At 55.9% G+C, this 24,798-nt stretch carries 25 protein-coding genes; 7 read left to right on the top strand and 18 right to left on the bottom strand.

What is annotated here, in order from left to right; translation table 11 throughout:
- Nucleotides 1-176: 176 nt before the first annotated feature.
- The 6 genes from K0H79_RS03965 to K0H79_RS03990 form a co-directional block, all read right to left on the bottom strand.
- A complete protein-coding gene (locus K0H79_RS03965; protein ID WP_220077401.1) occupies nucleotides 177-416 on the bottom strand; it encodes a hypothetical protein in 240 nt (79 codons plus the stop codon).
- A gap of 63 nt (nucleotides 417-479) precedes the next feature.
- On the bottom strand, nucleotides 480-710 hold the full coding sequence (locus K0H79_RS03970; protein ID WP_220077402.1) for a hypothetical protein: 231 nt from the start codon (nucleotides 708-710) through the stop codon (nucleotides 480-482).
- Nucleotides 711-726: 16 nt separating this feature from the next.
- Nucleotides 727-1,566 carry an SAM-dependent methyltransferase gene (locus tag K0H79_RS03975; RefSeq protein ID WP_220077403.1) on the bottom strand — a complete coding sequence of 280 codons (840 nt, stop codon included), beginning with the start codon at nucleotides 1,564-1,566 and terminating at the stop codon, nucleotides 727-729.
- Nucleotides 1,567-1,634: 68 nt separating this feature from the next.
- Entirely contained in the window at nucleotides 1,635-2,144 is a 510-nt protein-coding gene (locus K0H79_RS03980; protein ID WP_220077404.1) for a GNAT family N-acetyltransferase, read from the bottom strand.
- Nucleotides 2,145-2,221: 77 nt separating this feature from the next.
- Entirely contained in the window at nucleotides 2,222-3,490 is a 1,269-nt protein-coding gene (locus tag K0H79_RS03985; protein WP_220077405.1) for a pepsin-like aspartic protease, read from the bottom strand.
- A gap of 78 nt (nucleotides 3,491-3,568) precedes the next feature.
- Nucleotides 3,569-4,381: a helix-turn-helix transcriptional regulator gene (locus tag K0H79_RS03990; protein WP_220077406.1), complete on the bottom strand. Its 813-nt coding sequence runs from the start codon at nucleotides 4,379-4,381 to the stop codon at nucleotides 3,569-3,571.
- Nucleotides 4,382-4,651: 270 nt separating this feature from the next.
- Between K0H79_RS03990 and K0H79_RS03995 the strand changes: the two genes are divergently transcribed.
- Nucleotides 4,652-6,073, top strand: coding sequence for an aspartate ammonia-lyase (locus tag K0H79_RS03995; RefSeq protein WP_220077407.1), 1,422 nt, complete (start codon nucleotides 4,652-4,654; stop codon nucleotides 6,071-6,073).
- Between the two features lie 148 nt (nucleotides 6,074-6,221).
- Here K0H79_RS03995 and K0H79_RS04000 read toward each other — a convergent pair whose 3' ends face one another.
- The 3 genes from K0H79_RS04000 to K0H79_RS04010 form a co-directional block, all read right to left on the bottom strand.
- A complete protein-coding gene (locus tag K0H79_RS04000) occupies nucleotides 6,222-9,083 on the bottom strand; it encodes a valine--tRNA ligase (protein ID WP_220077408.1) in 2,862 nt (953 codons plus the stop codon).
- A gap of 15 nt (nucleotides 9,084-9,098) precedes the next feature.
- Nucleotides 9,099-9,554 (bottom strand): DNA polymerase III subunit chi, encoded by a 456-nt coding sequence (locus K0H79_RS04005; protein WP_126165928.1) that lies wholly within the window; start codon nucleotides 9,552-9,554, stop codon nucleotides 9,099-9,101.
- A gap of 130 nt (nucleotides 9,555-9,684) precedes the next feature.
- Nucleotides 9,685-10,305 (bottom strand): TetR/AcrR family transcriptional regulator, encoded by a 621-nt coding sequence (locus tag K0H79_RS04010; protein WP_220077409.1) that lies wholly within the window; start codon nucleotides 10,303-10,305, stop codon nucleotides 9,685-9,687.
- A gap of 137 nt (nucleotides 10,306-10,442) precedes the next feature.
- On the opposite strand from K0H79_RS04010, the gene K0H79_RS04015 reads away from it, so the two are divergent.
- The gene (locus tag K0H79_RS04015; protein WP_220077410.1) at nucleotides 10,443-11,522 is read left to right on the top strand and encodes an MBL fold metallo-hydrolase; all 1,080 of its coding nucleotides are present in this window, start codon (nucleotides 10,443-10,445) and stop codon (nucleotides 11,520-11,522) included.
- A gap of 356 nt (nucleotides 11,523-11,878) precedes the next feature.
- On the top strand, nucleotides 11,879-12,631 hold the full coding sequence (locus tag K0H79_RS04020) for a gamma-glutamyl-gamma-aminobutyrate hydrolase family protein (RefSeq protein WP_258405473.1): 753 nt from the start codon (nucleotides 11,879-11,881) through the stop codon (nucleotides 12,629-12,631).
- A gap of 75 nt (nucleotides 12,632-12,706) precedes the next feature.
- Here the strand turns inward: K0H79_RS04020 and pepA are convergent, their stop codons facing one another.
- The gene (gene pepA, locus K0H79_RS04025) at nucleotides 12,707-14,215 is read right to left on the bottom strand and encodes a leucyl aminopeptidase (protein WP_220077411.1); all 1,509 of its coding nucleotides are present in this window, start codon (nucleotides 14,213-14,215) and stop codon (nucleotides 12,707-12,709) included.
- A 222-nt stretch (nucleotides 14,216-14,437) separates the two neighbouring features.
- Between pepA and lptF the strand changes: the two genes are divergently transcribed.
- Together lptF and lptG are read left to right on the top strand one after the other, a co-directional pair.
- Complete coding sequence (lptF, locus tag K0H79_RS04030; RefSeq protein WP_220066896.1) at nucleotides 14,438-15,547, top strand: LPS export ABC transporter permease LptF; 1,110 nt, start codon at nucleotides 14,438-14,440, stop codon at nucleotides 15,545-15,547.
- The gene (gene lptG, locus K0H79_RS04035; protein ID WP_220066897.1) at nucleotides 15,544-16,602 is read left to right on the top strand and encodes an LPS export ABC transporter permease LptG; all 1,059 of its coding nucleotides are present in this window, start codon (nucleotides 15,544-15,546) and stop codon (nucleotides 16,600-16,602) included. Before lptF ends, lptG begins: the two co-directional genes overlap by 4 nt.
- A gap of 125 nt (nucleotides 16,603-16,727) precedes the next feature.
- On the opposite strand, the gene K0H79_RS04040 is transcribed toward lptG, so the two are convergent.
- The 5 genes from K0H79_RS04040 to K0H79_RS04060 all read right to left on the bottom strand — a co-directional run bounded on the left by K0H79_RS04040 (nucleotide 16,728) and on the right by K0H79_RS04060 (nucleotide 19,898).
- Nucleotides 16,728-17,240, bottom strand: coding sequence for an RDD family protein (locus K0H79_RS04040; RefSeq protein WP_220066898.1), 513 nt, complete (start codon nucleotides 17,238-17,240; stop codon nucleotides 16,728-16,730).
- 3 nt (nucleotides 17,241-17,243) lie between these two features.
- Nucleotides 17,244-17,495, bottom strand: a complete 252-nt coding sequence (locus tag K0H79_RS04045; RefSeq protein WP_220077412.1) for a DUF2960 domain-containing protein — start codon at nucleotides 17,493-17,495, stop codon at nucleotides 17,244-17,246.
- 21 nt (nucleotides 17,496-17,516) lie between these two features.
- Nucleotides 17,517-17,867 (bottom strand): DMT family protein, encoded by a 351-nt coding sequence (locus K0H79_RS04050; RefSeq protein ID WP_011758917.1) that lies wholly within the window; start codon nucleotides 17,865-17,867, stop codon nucleotides 17,517-17,519.
- Between the two features lie 7 nt (nucleotides 17,868-17,874).
- Entirely contained in the window at nucleotides 17,875-18,354 is a 480-nt protein-coding gene (locus K0H79_RS04055; protein WP_220066899.1) for a GNAT family N-acetyltransferase, read from the bottom strand.
- A 62-nt stretch (nucleotides 18,355-18,416) separates the two neighbouring features.
- On the bottom strand, nucleotides 18,417-19,898 hold the full coding sequence (locus K0H79_RS04060; protein WP_220077413.1) for a carboxypeptidase M32: 1,482 nt from the start codon (nucleotides 19,896-19,898) through the stop codon (nucleotides 18,417-18,419).
- Nucleotides 19,899-20,051: 153 nt separating this feature from the next.
- Between K0H79_RS04060 and K0H79_RS04065 the strand changes: the two genes are divergently transcribed.
- Both K0H79_RS04065 and K0H79_RS04070 read left to right on the top strand, forming a co-directional pair.
- A complete protein-coding gene (locus K0H79_RS04065; protein WP_220066901.1) occupies nucleotides 20,052-20,687 on the top strand; it encodes a YqiJ family protein in 636 nt (211 codons plus the stop codon).
- Nucleotides 20,688-20,713: 26 nt separating this feature from the next.
- A complete protein-coding gene (locus tag K0H79_RS04070; protein WP_220066902.1) occupies nucleotides 20,714-22,471 on the top strand; it encodes a flotillin family protein in 1,758 nt (585 codons plus the stop codon).
- Between the two features lie 151 nt (nucleotides 22,472-22,622).
- Here the strand turns inward: K0H79_RS04070 and K0H79_RS04075 are convergent, their stop codons facing one another.
- The 3 genes from K0H79_RS04075 to K0H79_RS04085 form a co-directional block, all read right to left on the bottom strand.
- Nucleotides 22,623-23,372 (bottom strand): transporter substrate-binding domain-containing protein, encoded by a 750-nt coding sequence (locus K0H79_RS04075; protein ID WP_220077414.1) that lies wholly within the window; start codon nucleotides 23,370-23,372, stop codon nucleotides 22,623-22,625.
- 41 nt (nucleotides 23,373-23,413) lie between these two features.
- Nucleotides 23,414-24,049, bottom strand: coding sequence for a DUF2913 family protein (locus tag K0H79_RS04080; RefSeq protein ID WP_220077415.1), 636 nt, complete (start codon nucleotides 24,047-24,049; stop codon nucleotides 23,414-23,416).
- A gap of 64 nt (nucleotides 24,050-24,113) precedes the next feature.
- Nucleotides 24,114-24,788, bottom strand: coding sequence for a peroxiredoxin-like family protein (locus K0H79_RS04085; protein ID WP_408733382.1), 675 nt, complete (start codon nucleotides 24,786-24,788; stop codon nucleotides 24,114-24,116).
- Nucleotides 24,789-24,798: the final 10 nt, after the last annotated feature.

Consider the following 24,798-nt stretch of genomic DNA (forward strand, 5'->3'; position numbering starts at 1 on the left):
CCGAAGGAGATAGTTCATTTTGATTGGCTGATATTTCACTAAGAATTGTACTGAAAGCTTCGCTATCGCTGGAGCGGATGCGATCTGCATTTTTGAGTTCAGCGTTCCAATCTGTTGCCCAGCATATACCTGTGATGGCCTGCACAAAGCAGGCCATCATCAATAAGGTTCGTGCACTAAGCACAGGCTGCAATCTCCGTTTTTGACGGAGATTCTTCTTGCTCTTCGTCTTCCTTGCTTTCTTGATCTTCGGCAGGTGCGAAAATGCATACGATGTCTGGTACTACATCAAGCTCGGCCTTGAGTGCCTCTATGTCCTTGGCCTCGAACATGGCGGCGATGTGGGCTGGCATGGCATCGAGCGAAACGGCAGTGTTGCTGCCCAGTTTGGTCAAAATTTCAACAGCTTGATTCATCTTTTCTTCCTTCTTGTGGTTTGTATGACTTGCTGTATTCAAAAATATGAGTACCTGCTATGGTTAGCAGGCGTTGCGTATCAGAGTAGTTTCTGCTTCTTGTTTTTGTTCTTCTTCGTCATCGTCCTCGTGCGCAAACATTATACAAAACACGTCCTTGGCCACATCCAGTTCGGCCTTCAGGGCTTCGATGTCTTTAGCTTCGATCATGGCGGCGATGTGGGCTGGCAGAGTATCGAGTGACACAGTTGTATCGGTGCCCAGTTTTGTCAGAATTTCAACAGCTTGATTCATCTTATCTTCCTTATGGTTAGTTCGCTTTTTTACGTGAAAAGGGCAGTACAGTGGCGCCCTGCGGGGTTCCTTGCGTTTGCGTGTCTGCCAGTGCTTGCAGGCGGGCACGCAGCTGGTTGTTGGGCGTGAGCGGCTGGCTTGGAGGCAGCACCAGGGTGGTATGCAGCTCAAGCCTGGCCTGGGGCAGGGCACTTAATGGCAGGCGCTCGATACGGGTACTATGCAGCGCCGTAGTGGCGGCCTCGTAGAGAATACACTCATGGTTAAGTGGGTAGTCCTGGCTTAAGAGTTCTACCAAGAGTTCGCGCTCGGCGCGGCCGGTGGGGCGAATGCCCATGCTCAGGTCACCGGCCAGTGCCGGTTGCCACAATATAAGGAGCGCGCTTGGGTCTATTCGGCGCTGATACAGCATCAACTGGGTGGTTTCAAAGTGTTGGCAGCCGGTCTTGCCGGGGTCCAGCCCCAAATCGGCATAAAGGCAATCTTCGGCAGAAATGCCGGGGATCATCCGCGCATCGAAGCCCTCGGCGCGGGCGGTGGCTATGGCCTCGTGGGGCGCCTTGGCGAAAATACCGGGGTGGCCATAAAAGGCGCCCACGACTTTTTTACCCAAACGCACCTCAGTGAGCATGGCATCGACCATCTCGCTGTAGGTGAGGTTGCGGGATTTGCCGTCGGCGTAATGCTGTTGCAGGCTGCGGGCATCTTTGGCGAGCCCCTCAATCCAGAGTTCGGTAAAGCCATCTGACATGCCGCTGAATACCACATCGGCCTGTTCAATCAGGTTTTGGGCGAGGGGGCTTAGGTGTCCGCCCAGCAAGATGCCGGTGCCGACACAAACGAGACTTCCAGGCATAGTCACTTTAGTTCGGTGTTCTTAGCGGGCTAAGTTAACAGGATGTGTCTGAATTGGAAACACCTGATTTACCGAGTTTTGCGTCTGGTGCACTCAAGATAACCGGGAAAATCAGCCGAGGGTTGTGGCGTGCTGAAGTGGGTTTTGCGGGTAATACGCAAGGATGCCTGATGTTCGGCCTGAAACTTTGCGTATATGCCTTTGATTTTGTCACGCTCCAGAGCGTCAGCGCAGACGAGCTCCATGGCTTCGGGTATATATCCCTTGCCGTAAAATGCTGGCAGGCTGAGGGCGCCGATTTCAAGCCATCCCTGATACGCCCCTTTCATGCGGGTCAGGGATATCACCCCCACTGCGGTTGCCTGCGCCGCCGTGGTGATTTTCCAGCAGTACATTTTCGGCGGCTGCGTCTGGGTTTGACGCAGTATGATATCGAATATCCGGTTGGCCGCCTCGACAGACTGGGGCTCGGCGACAAAGGTCATTACCTGTGCATCGGTATTGAGCGCCACCACAAGCGCTCTGTCGCTGGTGTCTATGGGGATCAGGGTGAGCCTTTCACTCATCAGTTGTTTCATGGCGTTACTTTACTTTGGTTAAGAGGGCGTTGGTTAAGGGGGCCTTGGTTAACAGGGCTTTGGTTAACAGGGGGTGGCTAAGAAGGGTGGGGAATAAAACGGATAATGCCCTGCTCACCCAGGTCGCGGCGAAACACCACCCGATAGGGATTAAACAGTGGCAAGCCAAGTATGCTTTGGGCGGGCCAATGGGGCAGTTGCCCCATGAGCTTAAATACCGCCTTACCGTGGGCGGGCGCGTTGACCTGCCAGTAGTGGGGGGCATCCACGCCAAGGCAGACGTCTTCACCGTTTTCGCCCTCAAATATCAATTCAAGCCTTGGCCAGCTGTCGAGCTTGAGCTGGCTGCTGTCGATGCCCTGTTTTTGCGCTGCCACAATTTGGCTGATATTGCCCATAAAAGGCGCAGTCAGCTGCTTGCTGTCGGGTAACAGTGCCCACAGCCGCTGCATCAGTGGGGTAAAGGCCACCGCAGGCAGACAAATCAGCGAAGCCCCCGAGTCGACAATGGCGTTGCTGGAGCCCCGGCAGAGGTGGGCTGCCTGCGCCGTTGGCAGCGCAATATCGATATCGTTTTGCCAGCGCACCGCCTTTAAGTTGACGTTGTAATAGCGGTCGTGCACCACCTTGAGGTCGACCGCACTGCTATGGTTGGGCGCGGCATCTTCTTCATGGCTGCCTAAAATCAGCAGTCCCTGATTGAGGGGATCGGCCGCGAGGGTATTGGCGCAGGCATCCGGTGCTGTGACGTGGATACTGGAGCGGCGGGTTATCAGGGTAAAGCGGTTGGCGCACAGGCCACGCTCCTCCATCAGGGTAAAGCAGGTGGCCACGTCTTCTTCGGGCAGTTGCGGGAGCAGCGCCTTAAAGTCATCCAGCTGCTGTTTAACCAGTGGATGCGCCTCATCGGGAAAGGGCCAGGGGAAGGTGCTGGCCGGGTCTATGCCGTGGCTTGTGAGGTACGTGGTCAGATCGTAGCCGCGATTGAGGGGATGATAGGCCATGCCCCAGATACCATCGGCATCCAAAAAGGTGTGTTCAGCCTCGGCATGGACCAGTGCCAGCGGGGTGTTGGCCATGGCAAGCTCCCCGGCATGTATGCGGGTGTGCACCACGGCGCCAAGCCAGCCGCCGAGGCCGTAATTCACTTCCTGGGCCAGGGTGGTGGCTTTAAGCTCGGTGTCCTTCGCTGCCTGATAGCCGCTTTCGTGCACCACCAGGGTCGAGCTGCCGGTATCTATGATGAGGTTAACGGACTGGGCTTCGCTGCCAAGCCGCAGGCTGGCTGTGTAGCCGCCTTCGGCCAGCAGATTGGTGAGATTAAGCTCGATGATTCGCTTTGACATTCAAGGCTTTGGTTGCAGGTGACTAGCCAGAAGTGTGCCCTGTGCTGCCAGTGCAGGTCAAGCGGACTGCGCTGTGGTTTAAAAGCTGTGGCGGGCGCGAAAGTGGCGCTCGCCCGGCGCCATATCGTTCTGAATCGCTTCCAGAATTCGAGGGCTTATCTGGCCGCTGTCGGGGTCCAAGGTGGTGCAAAGCTTAAGGGTTTTGCGGATATCCACCTGATGCCCCAGATACTCGAACACCACCCGGGTGCAGCTGGGGATCCGCTCGCCGCTGGCCGAGGCGCCAAGGCGCAGACCGCTTAAGCGGCCGACCCGGCTCTTGAAGGTGGGGATAAGGATGGTTTGGGTCAGCTGATTGCCGGTAAGCGACTCATAATCCATCAAAAAGATACGGTCGGCCAAGAGGTGCGCCATACCGAAATATTTGCTGTGGTACACCTTTTCACCGGGGGCCTGCTGCAGGCGCTCGGTGCGTTGGTAATAGACCTTGCCGCCTTGTTTCTCAAGGCAAATAAGATTGCGCAAAATCTTGCCCGGAAAGGCCATCGACAGATGGTATTCGAAGTAATAGCCAAGGTACTTATCGAGCCCCTGACTCAGGCTTTGCAGCCTGGCCAGATGCTCAAGCTCAGGCGCCTCGCTTACAGGCTCACTGGGGCGCGGCCGCACCTGAATAAGCAGCTGAAACTGGCTGTGGGGCATGAGGATTTCATGCTCTTCTACCCCGAAGAAATCGCACAGGCGCCGCAGGCTATGGGCCGAGGGGCGATACTTGCCACTTAAATAGCGATTGAACTGCGGCCGGTTGATATCGAGGCGACGACAGACCTCGGCTACCGAGCGGTAGTAGCTGCAAAGGAGGCGAAGATTTTTGGCAAATTCCTGATGCATGGCAGACCTGTGATTATTCCCGGCGGCAATTGGCGCGCGTATCGCTCGAAACTGTTCGCCAAGTGTACCTAAAAGCGGCAAAGTGCGACAGACTGCGTCAGATGCTGTTTGTCGCTAAAACTGCGCCAGTCAGCGCCAGTTTGCATCAGTGCGTCAACTCCCTTATTGCAGTGCAGGCTGCTGTAATAGCGCGAAATAATCAGGCTTGCCCCAGAACAAGCCCAATTGAGACAGCCCAGCCAAGACCGCGTCCGGGAGCGCACCATAAAGATGGATACACGTATTGAACACGACCTGCTGGGGGATGCCCCGGTTCTTGCCCACGCCTGGTATGGCATTCAAACCCAGAGAGCGCTGGAAAACTTCAGCCTGAGCGGCACCCCCATCAGCGCCTTCCCCGAGCTTATCCGCGCCCTTGCCAGGGTAAAGGCCGCTGCCGCCCGCGCCAACCATGGGCTGGGGCTGCTGTCGGACAGCAAGGCCAGCGCCATTGCCGCCGCCTGCGATGACATCGTCCAGGGCGCGCTGCACGACCAATTTGTGGTTGACCTTATTCAGGGCGGCGCCGGCACCTCCACCAACATGAATGCCAATGAAGTGATTGCCAATCTGGCGCTTGCCAAGCTTGGCCACGGCAAGGGCGAGTATCGCCATCTGCACCCCAACAACGATGTGAACTGCTCCCAGTCCACCAATGATGCCTACCCGACGGCGGCGCGTCTGGCCATGGTGGAAGCAGTAGAGCCGCTCAAGACCGCCATCGAGGCAATTTGCTTAAGCCTTGAGGCCAAGGGCCGCGAGTTTGGCCATATCCTCAAGATGGGCCGCACCCAGCTGCAGGATGCCGTGCCCATGACCCTGGGGCAGGAATTTGATGCCTTTGCCGCAAGCCTCAAGTCGGACATCGCCCGCATCGACGATGCCTGCAAGGAGCTGTGCGTGGTGAACCTTGGCGGCACCGCCATTGGCACAGGCATTAACACCCATCCGGCTTACGGCGTGCTGGCGGTGAAGGCCCTTGCCGATATCACGGGTCTGCCGGTGATTCAGGCTGACAATCTTATCGATGCCACCACCGATATGGGTGCCTTTGTGACCCTGTCATCTGTGCTTAAGCGCCTGGCGGTGAAGCTGTCGAAACTCAGTAACGACCTGCGGCTGCTCTCAAGTGGTCCGCGCACCGGCCTTGGGGAAATCCGTTTGCCTGCGATGCAGCCGGGTTCTTCCATTATGCCGGGCAAGGTAAACCCGGTTATTCCTGAGGCCGTGAATCAGGTAGCGTTTCAGGTGATTGGCACCGACATGACCATCACCATGGCCGCCGAGGCGGCGCAGCTGCAACTGAACGCCATGGAGCCGGTGATTGTTTATAACCTTTTGAATAACTGCGCCTTGCTGACCCGCGCCATCGCCATGCTCGATAGCCGCTGTATTCAGGGTATCGAAGCCAACGAGGCCAAATGCGAGCAGCACCTGAACACCAGCATCGGCATAGTCACGGCGCTGGTGCCGCACATCGGTTATGAGAACGCCACCCGTATCGCAGGTGAAGCCCTGCTGAGCGGCGCAGGTGTGGCGGAGCTGGTGCGCCGCGATGGGCTCTTGAGCGACGATGCCTTAAGCCAAATCTTAAGCCCGGCCGCCATGGTCACCCCGGTGGAGCTGACCGGCCTTGGTGCCAAGGCGCACTGATTGAGCGGCGCATTGATTAAGCGGCACTGATCAAACGGTGCACTGAGAAAGGCTTTTGAGCTCAGTAAAAATTAACCAATAAAAAAGCAGCCAGATGGCTGCTTTTTTACTGCTTTTTACGGAGTCAGAGACTTGGCTTTACACCGTCTCAGGCTTCCAGCTTGGCAAGCTCGGCTTTCTGCTCGGTCAGCTTGTCCATGTCGCGTTTGATGTCGGCGGCCTTGGCACGCTCTTTCTCAATCACTTCAGCCGGGGCCTTGGCCACAAAGCCTTGGTTGGACAGCTTGCCTTCGATACGGGCCACTTCACCGGTCAGCTTCTCCAGCTGCTTGTCGATACGGGCCATCTCGGCGGCAACGTCAATCAGGCCCGCCATAGGGATCAGCAGCTCCATTTCACCAATCAGCTGAGTGGTGGCCATGGGGGCGGCTTCGCCTTCGGCGAGAATGGTCATGCTCTCAAGCTTGGCAAGCGTCCCGAAGAAGGCCTGGTTGGCTTCGATGCGGGCCTTGTCTTCATCGCTTACACCACGCAGCAGGGCAGACAGCGGCTTGCTTGGCGCAATGTTGAGCTCGGCGCGGATGTTACGCACGGCCACAATCACCTGCTTGACCCACTCGAGATCGGCCATGGCCTTGGCATCTACCTTGGCGGCATCGAACTCGGGGAAGGACATCAGCATCAGGGTGTCGCCCTCAACACCCGCCAGCGGCTTCACGCGATCCCAGATGGTCTCGGTGATGTACGGCATCATAGGGTGCATCAGGCGCAGCAGCTGCTCAAGTACAGTCACCAGAGTATGACGGGTGCCGCGCTGCTCGGCTTCAGAGCCGTTTTGCAGTACTGGCTTGGTCAGCTCCAGATACCAGTCACAGAACTGGTTCCAGGTGAACTCGTACAGGGTGTTGGCGGCGAGATCAAATCGATAGGCGTTGATGTGCTCGTCGAAGGTTTTGACGGTTTCCTGGAACTTGCCGATGACCCAGCGGTCGGCCAGTGACAGCTTCATCTCGCCCCCACCTTGACCGCAATCCTGCTCTTCGGTGTTCATCAGCACATAGCGGGAGGCGTTCCACAGCTTGTTGCAGAAGCTGCGGTAGCCGTCGAGGCGCTTCATGTCCCAGTTGATGTCACGGCCGGTAGAGGCCATGGCCGCCAGGGTGAAGCGCAGCGCGTCTGTGCCGTGTGGCTCGATGCCGTTTTCGAACTCCTTGCGGGTGCTCTTTTCAATCTTGGCGGCAAGCTGTGGCTGCATCATGTTGCCGGTACGCTTCTGAACCAGGGATTCAAGGTCGATACCGTCAATCATATCCAAAGGATCCAGTACGTTACCCTTGGACTTGGACATCTTGTTGCCCTGTTCGTCGCGGATAAGACCGGTTACGTATACCGTCTTGAACGGTACCTGCGGCTTGCCGTCTTCGTCTTTAACGAAGTACATGGTCATCATGATCATCCGGGCAACCCAGAAGAAGATGATGTCAAAACCTGTCACCAGCACGTCGGTGGGGTGGAAGGTCTTGAGCTCTGGGGTTTCTTCCGGCCAGCCAAGCGTGGAGAAGGTCCACAGGGCAGAAGAGAACCAGGTATCCAGCACGTCGTCGTCCTGACGCAGTTTTACGTCGGCGCCGAGGTTATGGTTCTGGCGTACTTCGTCTTCGCTGCGGCCAACGTACACCTTACCGGCTTCGTCGTACCACGCAGGAATGCGGTGACCCCACCACAGCTGGCGGGAGATACACCAGTCCTGAATGTCGCGCATCCAGGAGAAGTACATGTTTTCGTACTGCTGCGGCACAAACTTGATGTCGCCGTTTTCCACCGCTTCGATGGCTGGCTGAGCAAGCTTTTGTACCGCAACGTACCACTGGTCAGTGAGCAGCGGCTCAATCACTACGCCGGAGCGGTCGCCGTAAGGCACCTTGAGGGCGTGTGGCTCGATTTTTTCGAGGAGACCCAGAGTCTCAAACTCAGCAACAATAGCATCGCGGGCCTTGAAGCGGTCGAGGCCGGCATAGCGCTCGGGCAGGCTGGCATCCAGCTCGCTGTTGTGGCTGCCGTCGGTGTTGAGTACCTCGGCCAGGGCGCGGATGGTGGCATCCTGGGTGAGGATGTTGAACATCGGCAGGCTGTGGCGCTTGCCCACTTCGTAGTCGTTGAAGTCGTGGGCCGGGGTGATTTTAACGCAGCCGGTACCAAAGTCTTTATCCACGTATTCATCGGCGATGATGGGGATGCGGCGGTTCACGATAGGCAGAATGATTTCTTTGCCAATCAGTGACGCGTAACGCTCATCTTCGGGGTGAACGGCCACGGCACTGTCGCCCAGCATGGTTTCAGGACGGGTGGTGGCTACCACCAGGTAGTCTTTGCCATCGGCGGTCAGCTCGGTGCCGGCCAGCGGATAGCGGAAGTGCCACATGTGGCCCGCTTTTTCTTTGTTTTCCACTTCCAGATCGGAAATGGCGGTGTGCAGCTTGGGATCCCAGTTTACCAGGCGCTTGCCGCGGTAAATCAGTTTGTCGTCGTACAGGCGCACGAACACTTCCTGCACCGCGTTGGACAGGCCTTCATCCATGGTGAAGCGCTCACGGTCCCAATCCACGGAGGCGCCCATACGGCGCAGCTGGCTGGTGATGGTGCCGCCGGACTGGGCTTTCCACTCCCATACCTTTTCCATAAAGGCGTCGCGGCCAAGATCATGGCGGCTCTTGCCCTGTTCGGCTTCCAGCTTACGCTCAACCAGCATCTGGGTGGCGATACCGGCATGGTCGGTACCCACTTGCCACAGGGTGTTTTTGCCCTTCATGCGCTGATAGCGGATGAGGGTATCCATGATGGTGTCCTGGAAGGCGTGACCCATGTGCAGGCTGCCGGTGACGTTCGGCGGCGGGATCATGATGCAGTAGTTGCCCTGGCTGGCATCACCGTGTGGCTTGAAGTAACCCTTTTCTTCCCAAACGCGGTAGAGGGCCTGTTCGATGGACTGTGGATTGTATGTCTTTTCCATGGGGATCAGATTTTCTCAAACTAGATTAAGGGGTTGTGTCGCCAAATCCTGAGTGGATGGCTCGATGCCAAGGCCGCGAAGCTCACGAAAGCGCAGCCGTGCCAGTGCCTTGGTGGCCTCGTCACCGGCGACAAAGTCGATAAAGTGGCCAAAGTGTACCGCAAAAGGTGGTACTTTTTCTGCAAGATTTATCAGAATGCCGCGGTTTTTTGAGGGCCCGAGGCGATCGTGACCGATTTCCACCGGCGCGCCGCCCTGAGGCCCTTCGCCCTTGAGGTTGTGGGGCACAAAATCGTTGGGGTCAAACTGCCAAAGCTGCTCGTCGATGGCGAAGCTTTGGGATTCATCGTTGCAGTGAATATACACCCAGGCGCCGCGGCGGTAATGGAACGCCGCCAGACGGCAGGCCAGCAGCTCGGCAGCATCCCTCATTTGGGACGGCGGAAGTACGTAAAAAAGTGCCTGGGTCATGGTGGGCCTGTGCGTAAACAACCTGTGGGTAAACAATAAGTCCGGATTCTAACTTAGTTGGGCGCCCGACATAAAGCCGGGCGGGCAAATTGGCGCGCTGCGCCGACCCTAATGGTGGCCCGACTGATGATTAGCGGCGGCCGCTTAAGTATTTGAACTCGAAAAAGGCGGCGATATCGGCGCCAAGGCGCTCAAGCTCGCCCTTGGGCAGCGGTTCACACAGTTGCATCAGTGACGGCCAAAAACACACGCCCTTAATCATGCCATGCAGCGTCGCTTCCACTTCATTCACATCAAGCTTGGGCAGAACGCCGGACTTGATGCCTTCAGACAGCCAGCGGCGCAGCGCCGATTCGTGGGTGACCCGGCTCTCAAGCTCACATTTGAGCGCGCCGGGATGAAACATAAAGTGGCCAATGGCGACCCGCACCAGCTCGAGATAATCCGGGTTGGTCATGATGGCGATTTCGGCGTTAAGGACTTCAAGCAGCTGCGGATGCAGGGGTTGGTCTTTGACAAAACGCACCTTGATATCGGCATTGGCGGATTGCCACAGCTCGGCAACCAGCTCCAGCACCAGCGCCTCTTTACTGGCGAAGTGGTTATACACGGTGCGCTTGGAAACCTCAGCCACCCGCGCCAGCTCATCCATGCTGGTCCCCTGCACGCCCTGGGTCTGAAATAACTCCTTGGCGGCGAGCATTATGGCTTCGCGTTTGATTTCACTGCGATTTCGTTTTGGTGTTTGCACCTTGTCGTGTCCACTCGAGATATCAGATGGCTGAATTTTACACCGAGCAGTTTACTTTTCCAAATTCATAAGTAAACTGCACAGTGTAGTTTACTTATTCGTGCCCAGTGTCGTCTACCCAGTCAGGAGTGTGCAGCATGTCCCAGCAAGCCGGTGAAGCCTCGAAAATCAAAGGCCGTTTTCGCAATAGCCATAAGGTCTATGGGGCAGGTCTTGGGGATTTGGTCGGTATCATCAAGGCGTACCTGGGGGCCAAACGCGCTGCCCCCAGTCCGAAAAGCGCTGTACCACTGGAACCCATCACCCAGGCCGAACTTGCCCGGCCCCAGGCACGCTTATATCGACTGGGTCATTCCACTGTGCTGATGTACCTCGATGGCAAATGGTTGCTGACTGACCCTGTATTCAGTGAGCGCGCCTCCCCGTTTCAGTGGGCTGGCCCCAAGCGCTTTCATCCCAGTCCCATTGCCATTGAGGCGCTGCCGGACATCGATGGGGTGATTTTAAGTCACGATCATTACGATCACCTGGACAGCGCCGCCATCAAGGCGCTCGCAGGGCGGGTAAAACACTTTTATATGCCACTGGGGGTGGGTAAACGCCTTATTCGCCTCGGCATCGATAAGGCCAGGATAACTGAACTGGATTGGTGGCAGTCTGCACAACTTGGCACTATCGAGCTGACCGCGACCCCGGCGCAGCACTTCTCCGGCCGTGGACTGTTTGACCGAGATTCAACCCTGTGGGCCGGTTGGGCCATTCGCGGTAAGCAGGCGCGGGTGTTTTTCAGCGGTGACTCGGGCTATTTTCCGGGGTTTGCCGAAATCGGTGAGCGTCTTGGCCCCTTCGATGTGACCCTGATGGAAACCGGCGCCTACAACGAGCTGTGGCGCGATATTCACATGATGCCGGAAGAGAGTTTGCAGGCGCATCTGGATGTAAAAGGGCAGGTGATGGTGCCCATCCATAACGGCACCTTTGATTTGGCGCTGCACGACTGGTTTGAACCCCTTGAGCAAATTCGGGCGCTGGCGTGGGATCGGTCGGTGAAGATTGCCACCCCGATTTTTGGTGAGGCCCTGAGTTTAACCCTGCCGGGAAGCGGCAGTGATTGGTGGGCACAGGACTCGGCTATTGCGGTGGGTGCGGATGCCCGTGAAAAGGCAAGAGTCCCGGCCGCTGCTGGCAGCAATCTGGCCGGCATTGCCGAAAGCTGATAATGGCTTTGCCAAGTCATTGATGCTTAGCGATTGGCCGCTTCTGCTTGCCCGGTTATTTGGGGCATTTTCATGGCTATACCGTTTGCTGTTGTAAATAATAAGTTTTCATCTGTTTGACATATTGAACGCCTTTGGGCATGCTGGTGCTGTGATTGCCGTCCTGAAAAGGACGTAGCAGGTACGGGTTTTGGGCATGTCCTGAGCCGTTTAAACCAACGCATCATCCTGATAAGCGTATGGTTTTAACCATGCCAGGCTATGCCCAAAGCGCGAACTCAACGCGTTTGAAAATCAGGTGATCTATGCCCTTACAACAAGAATCAGCAAGACAAGAACGAAAACCGGTCATTTTAATGTCCATGGGTCAGCAAGACAGAAATGGCCACGCCTATCAGGTCATGACCCACAAATATATGCAGCCTGTGGTAGACATTTCCGACTGCATTCCGCTACTTATCCCTACCTGCTTTGGTGTGGCAGATATTGAACAATATCTGGACATGGCAGACGGCGTTTACCTTTCCGGTGCAGCCTCCAATATCGACCCCAACCTCTATGGACAGGAAAATCTCACGCCCGAAAAAAAGCAGGATTTGGCACGGGATCTGGTGGATATTGAGCTTATCAAGGGCGCCGTTAAACGGGGCTTGCCGATACTGGGTATTTGCCGTGGCATGCAAGAGATGAATATCGCCTTTGGCGGCGACCTTTATCAGACGGTACATGATGAGGACCATCTGAACGATCACCGTGAAGATCCGGACACTCCGCCCGAGGTGCAGTATGGTGCCAGTCACAGCATCAGCATGGTGAAGGGCTCCTGGCTGCATAAGCTGCTTGGGGACACCATAGAAGTGAACTCGCTCCACGGTCAGGGCATTAAAACCCTGGGTAAGGGATTGGAAGCGCTGGCGGTAGCCGAAGATGGTTTGGTGGAGGCACTGCATGCTCCCTATCTGCCGCAGTTCACCCTTGGGGTGCAGTGGCATCCTGAGTGGAAGGCCCTTGAAAATCCTGACTCCATTAAGATTTTCAAGGCCTTTGGTGAAGCTTGCCGCCGCCGCGCCACCAGTGCCCAGGACCTGCGCATCGACAAGGCGTCCTGAAACCAGCGGATTACAAGCAACAAAAAAGCGAAGCCGGGGCTTCGCTTTTTTATGTGCTTAAAACAGCTATTTGGCTTATTCGCCCTGTTCTACACCGGCGCGGTTTATCAGGAACTGGGTCAACAGAGGAACCGGACGACCGGTAGAGCCCTTGTTGGCACCGCTGTTCCAGGCGGTACCTGCTACGTCCAGGTGTGCCCAGTTGTATTTCTTGGCAAAGCGCGACAGGAAACAGGCTGCGGTGATGGAGCCCGCCGGACGACCACCGAGGTTGGTCATGTCGGCAAAAGGACTGTCCAGCATGTCCTGATACTCATCCCACAGTGGCATGCGCCAGGCGCGGTCACCACTTTGCTCACCGGCGCTCAGCAGCTCGTGTGCCAGCGGGTTGTGGGAAGAGAAGAGGCCTGAGGCGTGCTTACCCAGCGCAATTACACAGGCACCGGTCAGGGTGGCGGTGTCGACTACCAGCTCAGGGTCGAAACGCTCAACGTAAGTCAGCACGTCGCAAAGCACCAGACGGCCTTCGGCGTCGGTGTTCAGCACTTCCACGGTTTGACCGCTCATGGTGGTAAGGATGTCACCGGGACGGTAAGCATTGCCGGAAGGCATATTTTCACAGCCAGCCAGAATACCCACTACGTTCAGCGGCAGCTTCATCTCACAGATGGCCTTCATGGTGCCGATAACACCGGCGGCACCACCCATGTCGTATTTCATCTCATCCATGGCTTCGCCCGGCTTGAGAGAGATACCGCCCGAGTCGAAGGTCAGGCCCTTACCAACCAGCACGATAGGCTTGGCGGTGCTGTCCACGGCGCCCTTGTACTCCATCACCGTCATGATGGACTCATTGGCACTGCCACGGCCCACGGCGAGGTAAGAGTTCATGCCCAGTTTGGCCATTTGCTCTTCACCCACGGTAGTCACCTGCAGGTTTTCGTGTACTTCAGCCAGTTGACGTGCCTGAGAGGCGAGGTAAGCCGGATTACAGATGTTAGGCGGCATGTTGGCCACGTCGCGGCACAGGTGCATACCCGAGGCCACGGCTACACCGTGCTCAATGGCTCGCTCGCCCACGGTGAGTTCACGGCGGGTAGGCACGTTAAACACCAGCTTGCGCAGTGGACGACGGGTCTCGCCCTTGCGGCTTTTCAGGGTATCGAAGCTGTAGAGACTGTTTTGGGTGGTTTCTACGGCCTGACGCACTTTCCAATAGGTATCGCGACCTTTAACGTGCAGTTCAGTGAGGAAGCATACGGCTTCCATGGAACCTGTTTCGTTAAGGGTGTTGATGGTCTTGGCGATGATTTGCTTGTATTGACGCTCGTCCAGCTCGCGCTCTTTACCACAACCTACCAAGAGAACGCGCTCGCTGAGCACATTGGGCACGTGGTGCAAAAGCAGCATCTGGCCTGGCTTGCCTTCCAGATCACCACGACGCAACAAATTGCTGATATAACCTTCGCTGATCTTGTCCAGTTGCTCTGCGATGCCGGACAAACGGCGGGGTTCGTATACACCCACAACAATGCACGCTGAGCGTTGTTTTTCCGGGCTGCCGCTCTTTACGCTAAACTCCATGAGCACTCCTAGATTCTTAAAGACAAATTTTTATATTTATTGGATAATGCCTGCTTGTGCCCGAAATCGGGCCTAAGTTTCTGCGCCAAGGCCTGTTACTCAGCGCTTAATGCCGTGGCGCCTTGTGATGGTGTTGGTCAGAAAACTATCAAAAGTAGACAGTTTACATGAATGTTAGGCTGATACCAGCAAAATGATAAGTTTTGATACCGGATCCTGCCTGTGATTGTATTTAGATATCTTTTCAAAGAAGTTTTCAAGGCACAAATCGCGGTACTTTTGGTGCTGTTGACTGTTTTTATCAGCCAGCATTTTGTCCGTGTACTTGCCGACGCGTCGGACGGTGAGTTTCCTGCCTCTTTAGTCGTTACCTTGCTTGGGTTGAATCTACCCTATCTTGCCGTGCTCGTGCTGCCCCTGAGCTTGTTTCTGGGCATTTTGATGGCCCATGGGCGCATGTACGCCGAAAGCGAAATGGTGGTGTTCCACGGGGTTGGGGTGAGTGAATGGTATGTCACCCGGGTGACCCTGCTGCTGGCCGTGCTCAATATGCTGTTTACCGGCTATTTATCCCTGTTTGTGACACCCTGGGCGGAAGAGCGCCAAAATCAGGTGCTTGAAAAAGCACAATCTGAGGCCGGTCTGGCTGCCCTGGTGCAGGGCCGTTTTCAAACCAGTCCCGATGGTCGCGCCGTACTCTTTGTGGAGAAAATCGGTAAAGACAACGAGCTGGAAAAGGTGTTCGTGGCCCAGTTGCCCGATCCCGACGATGAACATGGCCAGATTAATCTGGTGTCTGCCGCCGGAGGCAAGGTGGTGGAAGATGCCACCGGCGCACAGCAGCTTAAGTTGAACGACGGCGTTCGCTATCAGGGTTCGCCCAAGAGCCTGGATTATCAGGTGCTTGAGTTTGGCGGCTATGGTATGCAAATCAAGGAGCAGGAGGTCGACGAGCGCAGGCGCAAGATGTCGGCATTGCCCCTAAACCAGTTGCTCGACCAGAATACCCCCGAAGCCGTGGCCGAGCTGCACTGGCGTATTGCTATTCCCCTGGCTATCCCTCTGATGACCCTGATTGCCGTACCCATGGCAAGGGTCAATGTGCGTCAGGGCAAGTTTGCCAAGATGCTGCCGGCAATCCTCTTGTATTTGGGTTACTTCGGCCTGATGGTGGCCGGGCGCAAGGCGCTGGAAGATGAAGTGGTTCCCGCGTTTCTGGGCATGTGGTGGATACACCTGTCGGCCCTCGTGATGGGCATGATGCTGCTGGGTAAAGAGCGGCCTCTGGGTGCCCGTCTCAGTGGTCGCTTCAAGCGGAGGGCCGCAGCATGAGTATCCTGGACTGGTATATTGCCCGGGTGCTTATCAGTACCTCGTCCCTGTGTTTGCTGGTGCTGACTGGCTTGTCCGGCATTATCAAGTGGGTGGATCAGTTGCGTCTGGTGGGCCGTGGCAGCTACACCATGATGGATGCCGGTGTGTATGTGCTGTTTCTTATCCCCCGTGATATCGAGATGTTTTTCCCCATGGCGGTGCTGCTGGGGGCTCTGATAGGCCTGGGTATGATGGCCGCCAACTCCGAATTGGTGGTGATGCAGGCCTCGGGTCAGTCACGACTGCAAATTACCCTGTCGGCCATGAAAACCGCGATACCTCTGATGCTGCTGGTGATGGCACTCGGCGAGTGGGTTGCGCCCGCCGCAGAGCAGCGCGCCAACGAGCTTAAGGCCACCATGATTTCCGGCGGCAGCCTGATTAAGTCCCATCGCGGGATTTGGGCCAAAGATGGTGACCTCTTTGTGAACATAGGCGAAGTGACGGACATCAATACCCTGGGCAACATCACCCTGTACGAGTTTGATCAGCAAGAGCGCCTCAACCATGTGGTCAATGCGCGCAGGGCCACCTTCGATGGCAAGGCATGGCAGATGCAGGGGGTGAGTAAAACCCATATCACCGAAGACGCCATCGTCAGGGAGGAAGTCGACAGCGAGATTTGGCAGTCGAGCCTGACACCGGACAAACTCAGCGTGGTGTCGGTGAAACCCGAATCCCTGTCTATCCAGGGGCTGATGGGCTATTTGGATTATCTGCGCATTAACAGCCAGGACCCCAGCCGTTACGAGTTGGCATTGTGGCGTAAGCTGATGCAACCTGTGACTGTGGCCGTGATGATGCTGGTTGCCCTGTCCTTCGTTTTCGGTCCGCTTCGCAGCGTGACCATGGGCGCCAGGGTACTGCTGGGTGTGGTGGCCGGTTTCAGCTTTTATATCTGCAACGAAATCTTCGGCCCCATGACCATGGTTTACCAGCTGCCGGCCTTTATTGGGGCAGGTGCGCCAGCGCTCTTATTCGCCGGTGCGGCTGTGTTCTATATCCGACGCTGATACATAACGGTGTGAAGGCTGATTAACACAAATAACAAGGGCACCCTGGGGTGCCCTTGTTATTTGGCTGCTGTTTTGCACGTTCATGTGGCGTGCGTATGCAGCCCATGTCACCCGTAAAAGGGTTACTGCATACCGTGCCAGTTTTTCATCTGGTTGGCTTCCACCGACAGTACCACCACCTCGGAGCGGGTCATCTTGTCCTGCAGCGCCAGTTTGTCGGGATTGATGAGGATAAACAGATTTCCCAGACCAAACAGCGACCATACCAGACGGGCGGCAGCGGCGATAAAACTCAAGTTTTGGCCATTGGGGTGCTGCACCTTTAAACGCCAGGCGCGCATGCCCAGGGTTTGGCCGCCGCGGCTCCAAAACACCACATAAAACATCGCCACACACAGCAGTATCCAGGCAAAATTCAGATTGCGATACAGGGAGTTGGCATTCATCACATCGATGACGTGCTCGTGACCGCCGCGGTCAATCAGGCCCACATTCACCAGCACGGCAAAGAGAGCAAAGCTGACGACACCGGCGAGGATCCACACCGCGGCTGCCAGCATAAGGTCGTACACCATGGCCCCGAGGCGGCGGAAAAAACCGGCGCGGGGAAAATTGGCATGTTCTTGATTTATCATAATTCAGACCTGTTCATCGTCCCGCAACATGCGAATGTCTTTAAAACCCATGCGGGAAAATTCGTTCAAACGGTAGCTTTTGAGGGCGCCCTTGCCTTTGGCCGTCATGGCAACCTGTTGTTCCATGGCCAGAAAGCGGGTGAGGTCCACCCCTTCGGCGGCGGCTGCGGCCTCGTACATATCGTGGTACTTGTCGTAGGCAAAGTTAATCACTTTTGCCTGGCCTTTATAGGTGTAAGCAACCTGACGTGCCATGGTAAAACCCTTTCGTTGTTTTTAGCTGAATTCGCTGCGGAAAATAAAATACACAGCCCCGAGGATGCACAGGCCTGCCCAGAGGTAGTCGAGTTTCAATGGCTCTTTGAGATAGAAATAGGCAAAGGGCACAAACAGACTCAGTGTAATCACTTCCTGTAAAATTTTAAGCTGGCCCACGTTCATTACCGTGTAGCCAATGCGATTGGCCGGTACCTGCAAGAGGTACTCGAACAGGGCGATGCCCCAGCTGACCAGTGCCGCGATTATCCATGGTTTATGGTTGAGCGACTTGAGATGTCCATACCAGGCGAATGTCATAAAGATATTCGACAGGCAGAGCAGGGCAACCGTGGTCAGTGCTGGGTGCATTATTGCCTCACAGGGGCAGTATCATATAGCTGGCATCGTCACTGTAGCTGCCAAGGCATTTGAGGCTTTGGCTGTCGGCAAAGCCCTGACGGCGCCAGTAGCTGTCGGCGCCCTGAACCGCCACAAGAGACAGAGAGTTCAGTGACCAGCGCTCGGCCAGCTGCTTGAGTTTGGACAGTGCCTTGCCACCGGCACCCAGGCCCTGGGCGCGGGCAGAAATTGCCATATCGTGCAGATACAGGGTATTGGGTGTGGGCAGCTCGGTCAGGGCGTGATACAGGGGAGGCGGTGTGGTTTCCACCCAGGGGTGTGCCAAACAATAACCCAGCACCTGGCCGTCTTTTTCCATCACAAAACAAGAGTCTGGCGAGACTTCCCATTTGCTTTTAAGCACGTGTAACGGCTCTGGATCCACTGCGTTGTAGCATTCGTCCTGAATGTTGAGAATTGCCGGCCAATCGTTGGCCTGAATCGCCCTGAGTTGCATGGTACGCCCTTTGTTTACTGCCTGTTCAAATCACAAAGGGCGCAATTATACCCGAGACTGGGTTATTCGCCCAGATAGCGCTGACGCAGGTGCTGTTCCAGATAGCGGAAGTTGAGTGCTTCGCCGGTGGTGGCCTTGATGAGACTGTCGGTATCCATGAGTGAACCCTGTGACCAGATATGCTGCTCAAGCCAGGCAAAAATCTCTCCAAGGCGCCCCTGGCCGATGGCGATCTCCAGTGGTCCCAGTGTTTTTTCCATGGCAAAGCGCAGCTGAGCGGCGTACATGGCACCCAGGGTATAGCTTGGGAAGTACCCCAGTTCACCCAGAGTCCAGTGGATGTCCTGCATGCAGCCGTTTCGATAATCGCCATCAGTGTTAATCCCCAGCAGCTCCTGCATGCCCGCAGACCAGAAGTCCGGCAAGTCGGCCACGGCCAGAGAGCCATCCATCAGTGCTTTCTCGGCATCGAATCGCAGCAATATATGGCAGGGGTAGGTGACTTCGTCGGCATCGACCCGGATGAGGCCCGGCTTGACCCGGGTATAGAGGTTGACCAGGGCATCGGCGCTGAAATTGCGTCCCAGATGACGGTTGATGATGGGGGTGATGAGCTCGATAAAGGGTTTGCTGGCACCCAGCTGCATTTCAAAAAACAGACTCTGGCTTTCATGGATACCCATGGAGCGCGCAAGCCCGGCCGGTTGCCCCCGAAGCGCCAATGGCAGGTCCTGCTCATAGCGGGCATGGCCGGTTTCGTGGATGATGCCAAGCAGGGCGCCGGTAAAGTCATCGTCCCGGTAGCGGGTGGTGAGGCGTACATCCCCCGGTACGCCGCCGCAGAAGGGATGACTGGATACATCCAGACGCCCTTGATTGAAATCAAACCCCAGCAGCGCCATGAGTTCACGGCCTATCTTCTCCTGGGCGCCTATGTCGAAAGGCCCTTCAAGCTGGATAACAGGCTCGCTGGCCTGTTTGTCGAGGATCTGCTGGATAAGGCCGGGAAGCGTGCTGCGAAGCCCGGCAAAGGTGGTTTCAAGGGTGGCGGCTCTCATGCCGGGTTCAAACTTATCCAGCAGGGTATCGTAGAGAGAAAGCCCTGTGACTGCCGCCCGGTGGCCGGCTTCTTCCCGTACCAGTGCCATCACGTTTTCGAGGTTGGGTTTAAAGCCAGACCAGTCATTGTGTTTACGCTGCTCACGCCAGGCGTTTTCACACTGATAGGCGGCCTTGGTCTTGGCTTCGACCAGCGCCTGGGGTACTGCGATGGCCTGCTGGCACTGGTACTTCATCTCCCGCAGGTTGGCCTGCTCCTTGGCTGTAAGGGGCTCAGACTCGGCGTTATTGATTTCGTCCAGCAACCAGGGCGCGGTGCGCAGCCCATGGATATGGCCTGCCAGCGTTGCCATGGCATCGCTGCGGCCTTCGCTGCCGCCCATGGGCATCATGGTGGCTTGATCCCAGTCGCCCAGGGCGCTGAAGTGTTCAAAGTGAGAGATCTGGGCAAAATGGCCCTTGAGCTTGAGGTAACTTGTCGTCATGGGTTCGCGTGCTTAATGGGTTTGCGCCTATCTTAGCGGATAAGCCCCGAAAGCGGGTAAAAATGCTTGGCAAAGACTCACGCTTTGATATGCTCGGATTTCTTGCACCAAAAGTCGCAGCCACGGAATAGCATTCTGTACAAGGAGTTGATAATGCTTGGCTTTTTATTTGCTGATGCAAACTTTCCATTCAGTATCGTATTAACTGTCATTCTGCTGCTCGGGATAATCGAAGCCCTGGCACTGGTCACTGGCCTGAGCCTGATGGGGCTGCTCAAAGACTGGGATCTGGCCGATGTCGATATGGACGCAGATATCGCAGGCGGTGGCCTCACCGGTTTGATTGGCTGGCTGTGTCTGAATCGCTTGCCCCTGCTGATTTGGCTGGTGCTGGCCATGACCTGCTTTGTTATTGCCGGCTACAGCGTCAATTTCCTCTTTATCAGCTTACTCGGTCAGCCGCTGGTGCAATGGATGTCTGTGCCTTTGGCCATTGCGGGCGCCGCGCTGGGTTGTCGTTTCCTCGGTGCGCCGCTGGCCGACATGCTGCCCAAAAATGAAAGCAGTGCCCTGTCCATTGATGAACTCAGTGGCTGCGTGGCAACCATTACCCTTGGCCGCGCGGTAAAGGGCAACCCGTCAGAGGCGCTGGTAAAAGACCAGTTTCAACAAAAACACTATGTGTTGGTGGAGCCCGAAGTGGCCGGGGATGAATTTATTCAGGGCACTCAGGTAGTGCTTATTCGCAGGGTGGGCCGGGTGTGGTCCGCCAGTCAATTTACTCAATAAACTGTTGTAGATAACAAGGAAGCTAGATGGACAACTCACAAATTTTTACCGACAGCGGCACCTTTATGCTGATGATAGCGGGTGTGGCGGTATTGGGACTTTTGGTAATCGGGCTTATCTTCGCCAAGCTCTATCGCCGTGCCACCAAAGAAACCGCCTTCGTGCGAACCGGTTTTGGCGGTGAGAAGGTGGTTAAGGATGGCGGTGCCATCGTACTGCCGGTGCTGCACGAAACCATCCATGTGAATATGAATACCCTGCGCATTGAAGTGGAAAAGACCCAGAAAGACGCGCTTATCACCAAAGATCGCATGCGGGTGGACGTGAAAGCCGACTTCTACCTACGGGTTGCTCCTCACGCCGAGGGCATTTCCATGGCGGCTCAGACTCTGGGTACCCGTACTACCCGGGTGGAAGAGCTGAAAAAGCTGATGGAGTCCAAGTTTGTTGACGTGCTGCGTGCCGTGGCCGCCGAGATGACTATGACAGAGATGCACGAGCAGCGCGCCGATTTTGTGCAGCGGGTGCAAAACAACGTGGCCAATGACCTTGAGAAAAACGGCCTGGAGCTGGAGTCAGTTTCCCTGACCGGCTTTGACCAGACCGAGCTTGATTTCTTCAATGAAAATAACGCGTTCGACGCTGAAGGCCGTGCGCGTCTGGCCAAAATCATCGAAGAAAAGCGTAAAGAGACCAACGATATTCAGCAGGAAAACCGCATCAAGATTGAGATGCGTAACCTCGAAGCCGAAAAAGAGTCGCTGGAAATCAAAAAGGCCGAAGAAGAGGCCAAGCTGGTGCAGCAGCAGGCGCTGGAATTCAAGCGCGCCGAGCAGAAGGCGGAAATCATCAAGCAGCGGGAGCAGAAGTCCCGTGAAGAGCGTGAAGCGGAAATCGCCAAAGAACGTGCGGTAGAAGCGGCCGAGATTGAAAAGACCCGGGAAATCGAAACTCGCGAAATCGAAAAGCGCAAAACCATCGAGCAGGCCCGTATTCAGCAGCAGCGTGACATCGAAGTGTCCGAGCAGGAAAAGCAAATTGCCGTTGCTGCCAAGTCGGAAGAAGAGTCCGCCGCCCGAGCCCGCGCTGCCGAGGCTGAAAAGCTGAAAGTAGAGAAAGAAGAAGCGGTTATCACTGTGCGTCAGGTGGCCGAGGCCAACCGTCGCAAAGAGATTGAAGTGATTGACGCCCGCAAGGAAGCCGAGCGTGAGGCCGTGGGCGTGACGGTTCAGGCCGAAGCGGAGAAGCGTGCTGCAGAAGACCGCTCATCCGCCATCCTCACCGAAGCCCGTGCCAATGCCGATGCCAAGAAGCTTAAGGCAGAGGCCGATGAGAAGGTGTACGCGGTGGAAGCGGCCGGTAAGCAGGCGCTGTACGAGGCCGAAAACGTGCTCCGTGACGAACAGATCGAGCTGCAAAAGTCCCTCGCCATTCTGCGCGCCCTGCCGGAGATTGTGGCCAATGCGGTTAAACCGCTGGAAAACATTGAAGGCATTAAGATTTTGCAGGGTTATGGTGCAAACGGTGCCACACTGGCTAACGGCGAAGGCGCTGCCAATGGCGGTATTGCCGAGCAGGTGACCCAGGCGGCGCTCAACTACCGTGCCAATGCCCCGGTGGTGGATGCCATGCTACGTGAGCTGGGCTTGGTGGATAAGGCACACGGTGGTCTGAATGACCTCCTTAACGGCAACAATGCCCTGACCACCCAGGCTATGCAGGTGGTGGAGCAGGCCAATGTGAAACTGAACGGTTATAGCCTTGGAGAGCCGAAGGCCGACTGACAGGCTCGCTGAACTGCCAATAAAAAAGCGCCAGTGGGCGCTTTTTTTATTGGCGACGTTTTCAGTATGGGCCGGGTTTCATAGCCCATTTTCAGGAAAACCCGGCAGTGAGGCTGGGACATGCACTACCGGGACTCACTGGGACTCAGCATCACGGGGTAGCTTCAATGGAGTGGGTGTACTTGTCTATCAGGGCATCTATGGTGCCGTCGGCCTTTAAGGTGGCGATGGCGCTGTTGATGGCGGGCAGCAAGGCAGCGCGCTCCTTGCGTAATCGGAATACCAAATCCCCCGACGAGTGTTTGGCGGCGAGGGCAATGGGCAAATTCAGCTTGGATGACCAATAAAGGGCTGTGTAATCGCCGCTGATTGCGGCACCTATCCGCTGTCGATGCAGGGCTTTAATCAGCTCTTGTTCTGACTTGAAATCGGCACGGATGAACTCATGGTCATCATGGTACAGATACCCCATTACGGTTCCGATTTCCTTGCCCTTGATGCTGCTGATGTTAGCCCATCTTTCCTGATTTTGTGGCAGGGTGATGATGTGCTCAGTGATTTGCATTATGGGCTCGGATTTTACAAACAGGGGACCAAAATCCCCGTGTTCAAACCAGCTGGGGCTGACTATGTCAAAATCCAGGGTACCTTTTGCCAGCGCCTGGTTGGTGCGATTGGGGGGCAAGGGCACGTTCTGCCCCTTTACACCAGCGCGCTCCAACAGCAGCGGCAGCAACTCAGACATGAGTCCCGGCGCCTGTGGACTGTCGGGGATGTAATAGGGGTACCAACTGCTGGACCCCGTGATGCAATACTTTAGAGTGGGAGGATTGGGCGTGTTATCTGCCACGGCTACCATTGAAAACAACATCAGAGCATAGAGGGCAACACGTAGCATCATCGGGGCTCCATCTGTGGGTTCCCTCTCACTCTACGCTTTTGTTAATGAAATGTCAGCAGAGCCAAAGAGGGCAGATGGTTTTTGGGAAACAATCCATAGCGCTTGTGATGTTTGATAAGTGACGATTTTTTATCGCCTTGTGTCAGCATGAGACCATGACTGAATGCAAGGTTGGCAAGGTACTTTTCGTCAGCGCGAACAAACAGGCTGATGGGCTTGATGAGCTCGCCATTCTGAATGTGCTGCTGATATTCGTCGGCGCACACAATGATAGACGATTGGCCATCGGCATCCAGCTTGAGTTTGGTTTTGATGGGCGTATCTGTGTAGACAATGACCTCCTGTTGCCGGGCTTCGTCCAGCATGGCAGCAAGGGCACTGCCGAGTCCGCTGGTGTGTTCTGCCAGCGTGGAATACTGATGACGTATGGTCTGCAGCAATCGCTTGAGCTTTGCCGATGCCCCCATACTGCGCCCCTGCCGTACCCAGAGGGTCAGCTCTCCGGCAATGGCTTTATCGAAGCTTTTGTCTTTTAACGCCTGTGCCATCCAGCTACAGAGGAAGTGGCTTTGCTGCGCTTCGGTGGCGTGGGCGGCCCCGGCATGGGATGAATCCAGAGCGTTCAGGGCGGCGGTGGCCATGGCCAGCAGGGAAGCGTTGTAATTCGGCGTCGACATAAGCATATCCATCATTGAAAGGCCGCTTATTGTAAGGACGCCGAATTGGCACTGTAAAGCGGCTTTATCCCTGCTGGCGGGCAAGCTCTGCCGCTGTCAGGATAAGCTTGGGGGCAGGCCTGACCCGAAAATTGGGATTCACATACTGGAAGTGAACAAGGCCCTGGGTATCTGTGATGTACACAGCGGGAACCGGCAACACCAAACGCTCATCGCCTTCAGGGGTTTTGAACAGCGGGTTTTCAAGCTTCATGCGGCTCAGGTAGGTTTGGGTGGTTTTTTCACTGGTGAAAAACGCCAGGCCAAAGGCTCTGGCCGCGTCCATATTGGCATCGGACAACAGCAAATAGTCGAGCTTACGCTCTCCCGCTGCTTCAGCGAGCTTTTCGGGGCTGTCCGGGCTTATCCCCACCAGTTGATAGCCAAGCTCAATGAGCTTGGGCTCGATTTCTTTGAGTTGCCCCAATTGGTTATTACAAAAGGGGCACCATCCGCCACGGTAGAAAAAGAATACTGTGGGCTTTTGTGCGCTCAGCGCCTTGAGGCTGACCGATTTGCCCTTGCTGTCGAAGAGCTGGATATCGGGAATGGTTTCGCCATTCAGCAGTGGCGCAACTGACACTTCGTCGGCGGCAATGGGGTTTGCCATGGTGGGCTGGATAAGCCCAACAGACAGAAGACAGGTGAGCAAACTCAGTGTAAGCCGGCTAGATAATAGGTGACGTAACAATGCGCACATGGATTTCACG

It is taken from the genome of Shewanella sp. FJAT-52076 (genome assembly GCF_019457455.1).
In the GTDB taxonomy this organism is placed as follows: Bacteria; Pseudomonadota; Gammaproteobacteria; order Enterobacterales; family Shewanellaceae; genus Shewanella; species Shewanella zhangzhouensis.

Coding starts and splice junctions, on each gene's coding strand:
- K0H79_RS03965 (WP_220077401.1), bottom strand. CDS start 416: ATGAATCAAGCTGTTGAAATTTTGACCAAACTGGGCAGCAACACTGCC.
- K0H79_RS03970 (WP_220077402.1), bottom strand. CDS start 710: ATGAATCAAGCTGTTGAAATTCTGACAAAACTGGGCACCGATACAACT.
- K0H79_RS03975 (WP_220077403.1), bottom strand. CDS start 1,566: ATGCCTGGAAGTCTCGTTTGTGTCGGCACCGGCATCTTGCTGGGCGGA.
- K0H79_RS03980 (WP_220077404.1), bottom strand. CDS start 2,144: ATGAAACAACTGATGAGTGAAAGGCTCACCCTGATCCCCATAGACACC.
- K0H79_RS03985 (WP_220077405.1), bottom strand. CDS start 3,490: ATGTCAAAGCGAATCATCGAGCTTAATCTCACCAATCTGCTGGCCGAA.
- K0H79_RS03990 (WP_220077406.1), bottom strand. CDS start 4,381: ATGCATCAGGAATTTGCCAAAAATCTTCGCCTCCTTTGCAGCTACTAC.
- K0H79_RS03995 (WP_220077407.1), top strand. CDS start 4,652: ATGGATACACGTATTGAACACGACCTGCTGGGGGATGCCCCGGTTCTT.
- K0H79_RS04000 (WP_220077408.1), bottom strand. CDS start 9,083: ATGGAAAAGACATACAATCCACAGTCCATCGAACAGGCCCTCTACCGC.
- K0H79_RS04005 (WP_126165928.1), bottom strand. CDS start 9,554: ATGACCCAGGCACTTTTTTACGTACTTCCGCCGTCCCAAATGAGGGAT.
- K0H79_RS04015 (WP_220077410.1), top strand. CDS start 10,443: ATGTCCCAGCAAGCCGGTGAAGCCTCGAAAATCAAAGGCCGTTTTCGC.
- K0H79_RS04020 (WP_258405473.1), top strand. CDS start 11,879: ATGTCCATGGGTCAGCAAGACAGAAATGGCCACGCCTATCAGGTCATG.
- pepA (WP_220077411.1), bottom strand. CDS start 14,215: ATGGAGTTTAGCGTAAAGAGCGGCAGCCCGGAAAAACAACGCTCAGCG.
- lptG (WP_220066897.1), top strand. CDS start 15,544: ATGAGTATCCTGGACTGGTATATTGCCCGGGTGCTTATCAGTACCTCG.
- K0H79_RS04040 (WP_220066898.1), bottom strand. CDS start 17,240: ATGATAAATCAAGAACATGCCAATTTTCCCCGCGCCGGTTTTTTCCGC.
- K0H79_RS04045 (WP_220077412.1), bottom strand. CDS start 17,495: ATGGCACGTCAGGTTGCTTACACCTATAAAGGCCAGGCAAAAGTGATT.
- K0H79_RS04050 (WP_011758917.1), bottom strand. CDS start 17,867: ATGCACCCAGCACTGACCACGGTTGCCCTGCTCTGCCTGTCGAATATC.
- K0H79_RS04055 (WP_220066899.1), bottom strand. CDS start 18,354: ATGCAACTCAGGGCGATTCAGGCCAACGATTGGCCGGCAATTCTCAAC.
- K0H79_RS04060 (WP_220077413.1), bottom strand. CDS start 19,898: ATGACGACAAGTTACCTCAAGCTCAAGGGCCATTTTGCCCAGATCTCT.
- K0H79_RS04065 (WP_220066901.1), top strand. CDS start 20,052: ATGCTTGGCTTTTTATTTGCTGATGCAAACTTTCCATTCAGTATCGTA.
- K0H79_RS04070 (WP_220066902.1), top strand. CDS start 20,714: ATGGACAACTCACAAATTTTTACCGACAGCGGCACCTTTATGCTGATG.
- K0H79_RS04075 (WP_220077414.1), bottom strand. CDS start 23,372: ATGATGCTACGTGTTGCCCTCTATGCTCTGATGTTGTTTTCAATGGTA.
- K0H79_RS04080 (WP_220077415.1), bottom strand. CDS start 24,049: ATGTCGACGCCGAATTACAACGCTTCCCTGCTGGCCATGGCCACCGCC.
- K0H79_RS04085 (WP_408733382.1), bottom strand. CDS start 24,788: ATGTGCGCATTGTTACGTCACCTATTATCTAGCCGGCTTACACTGAGT.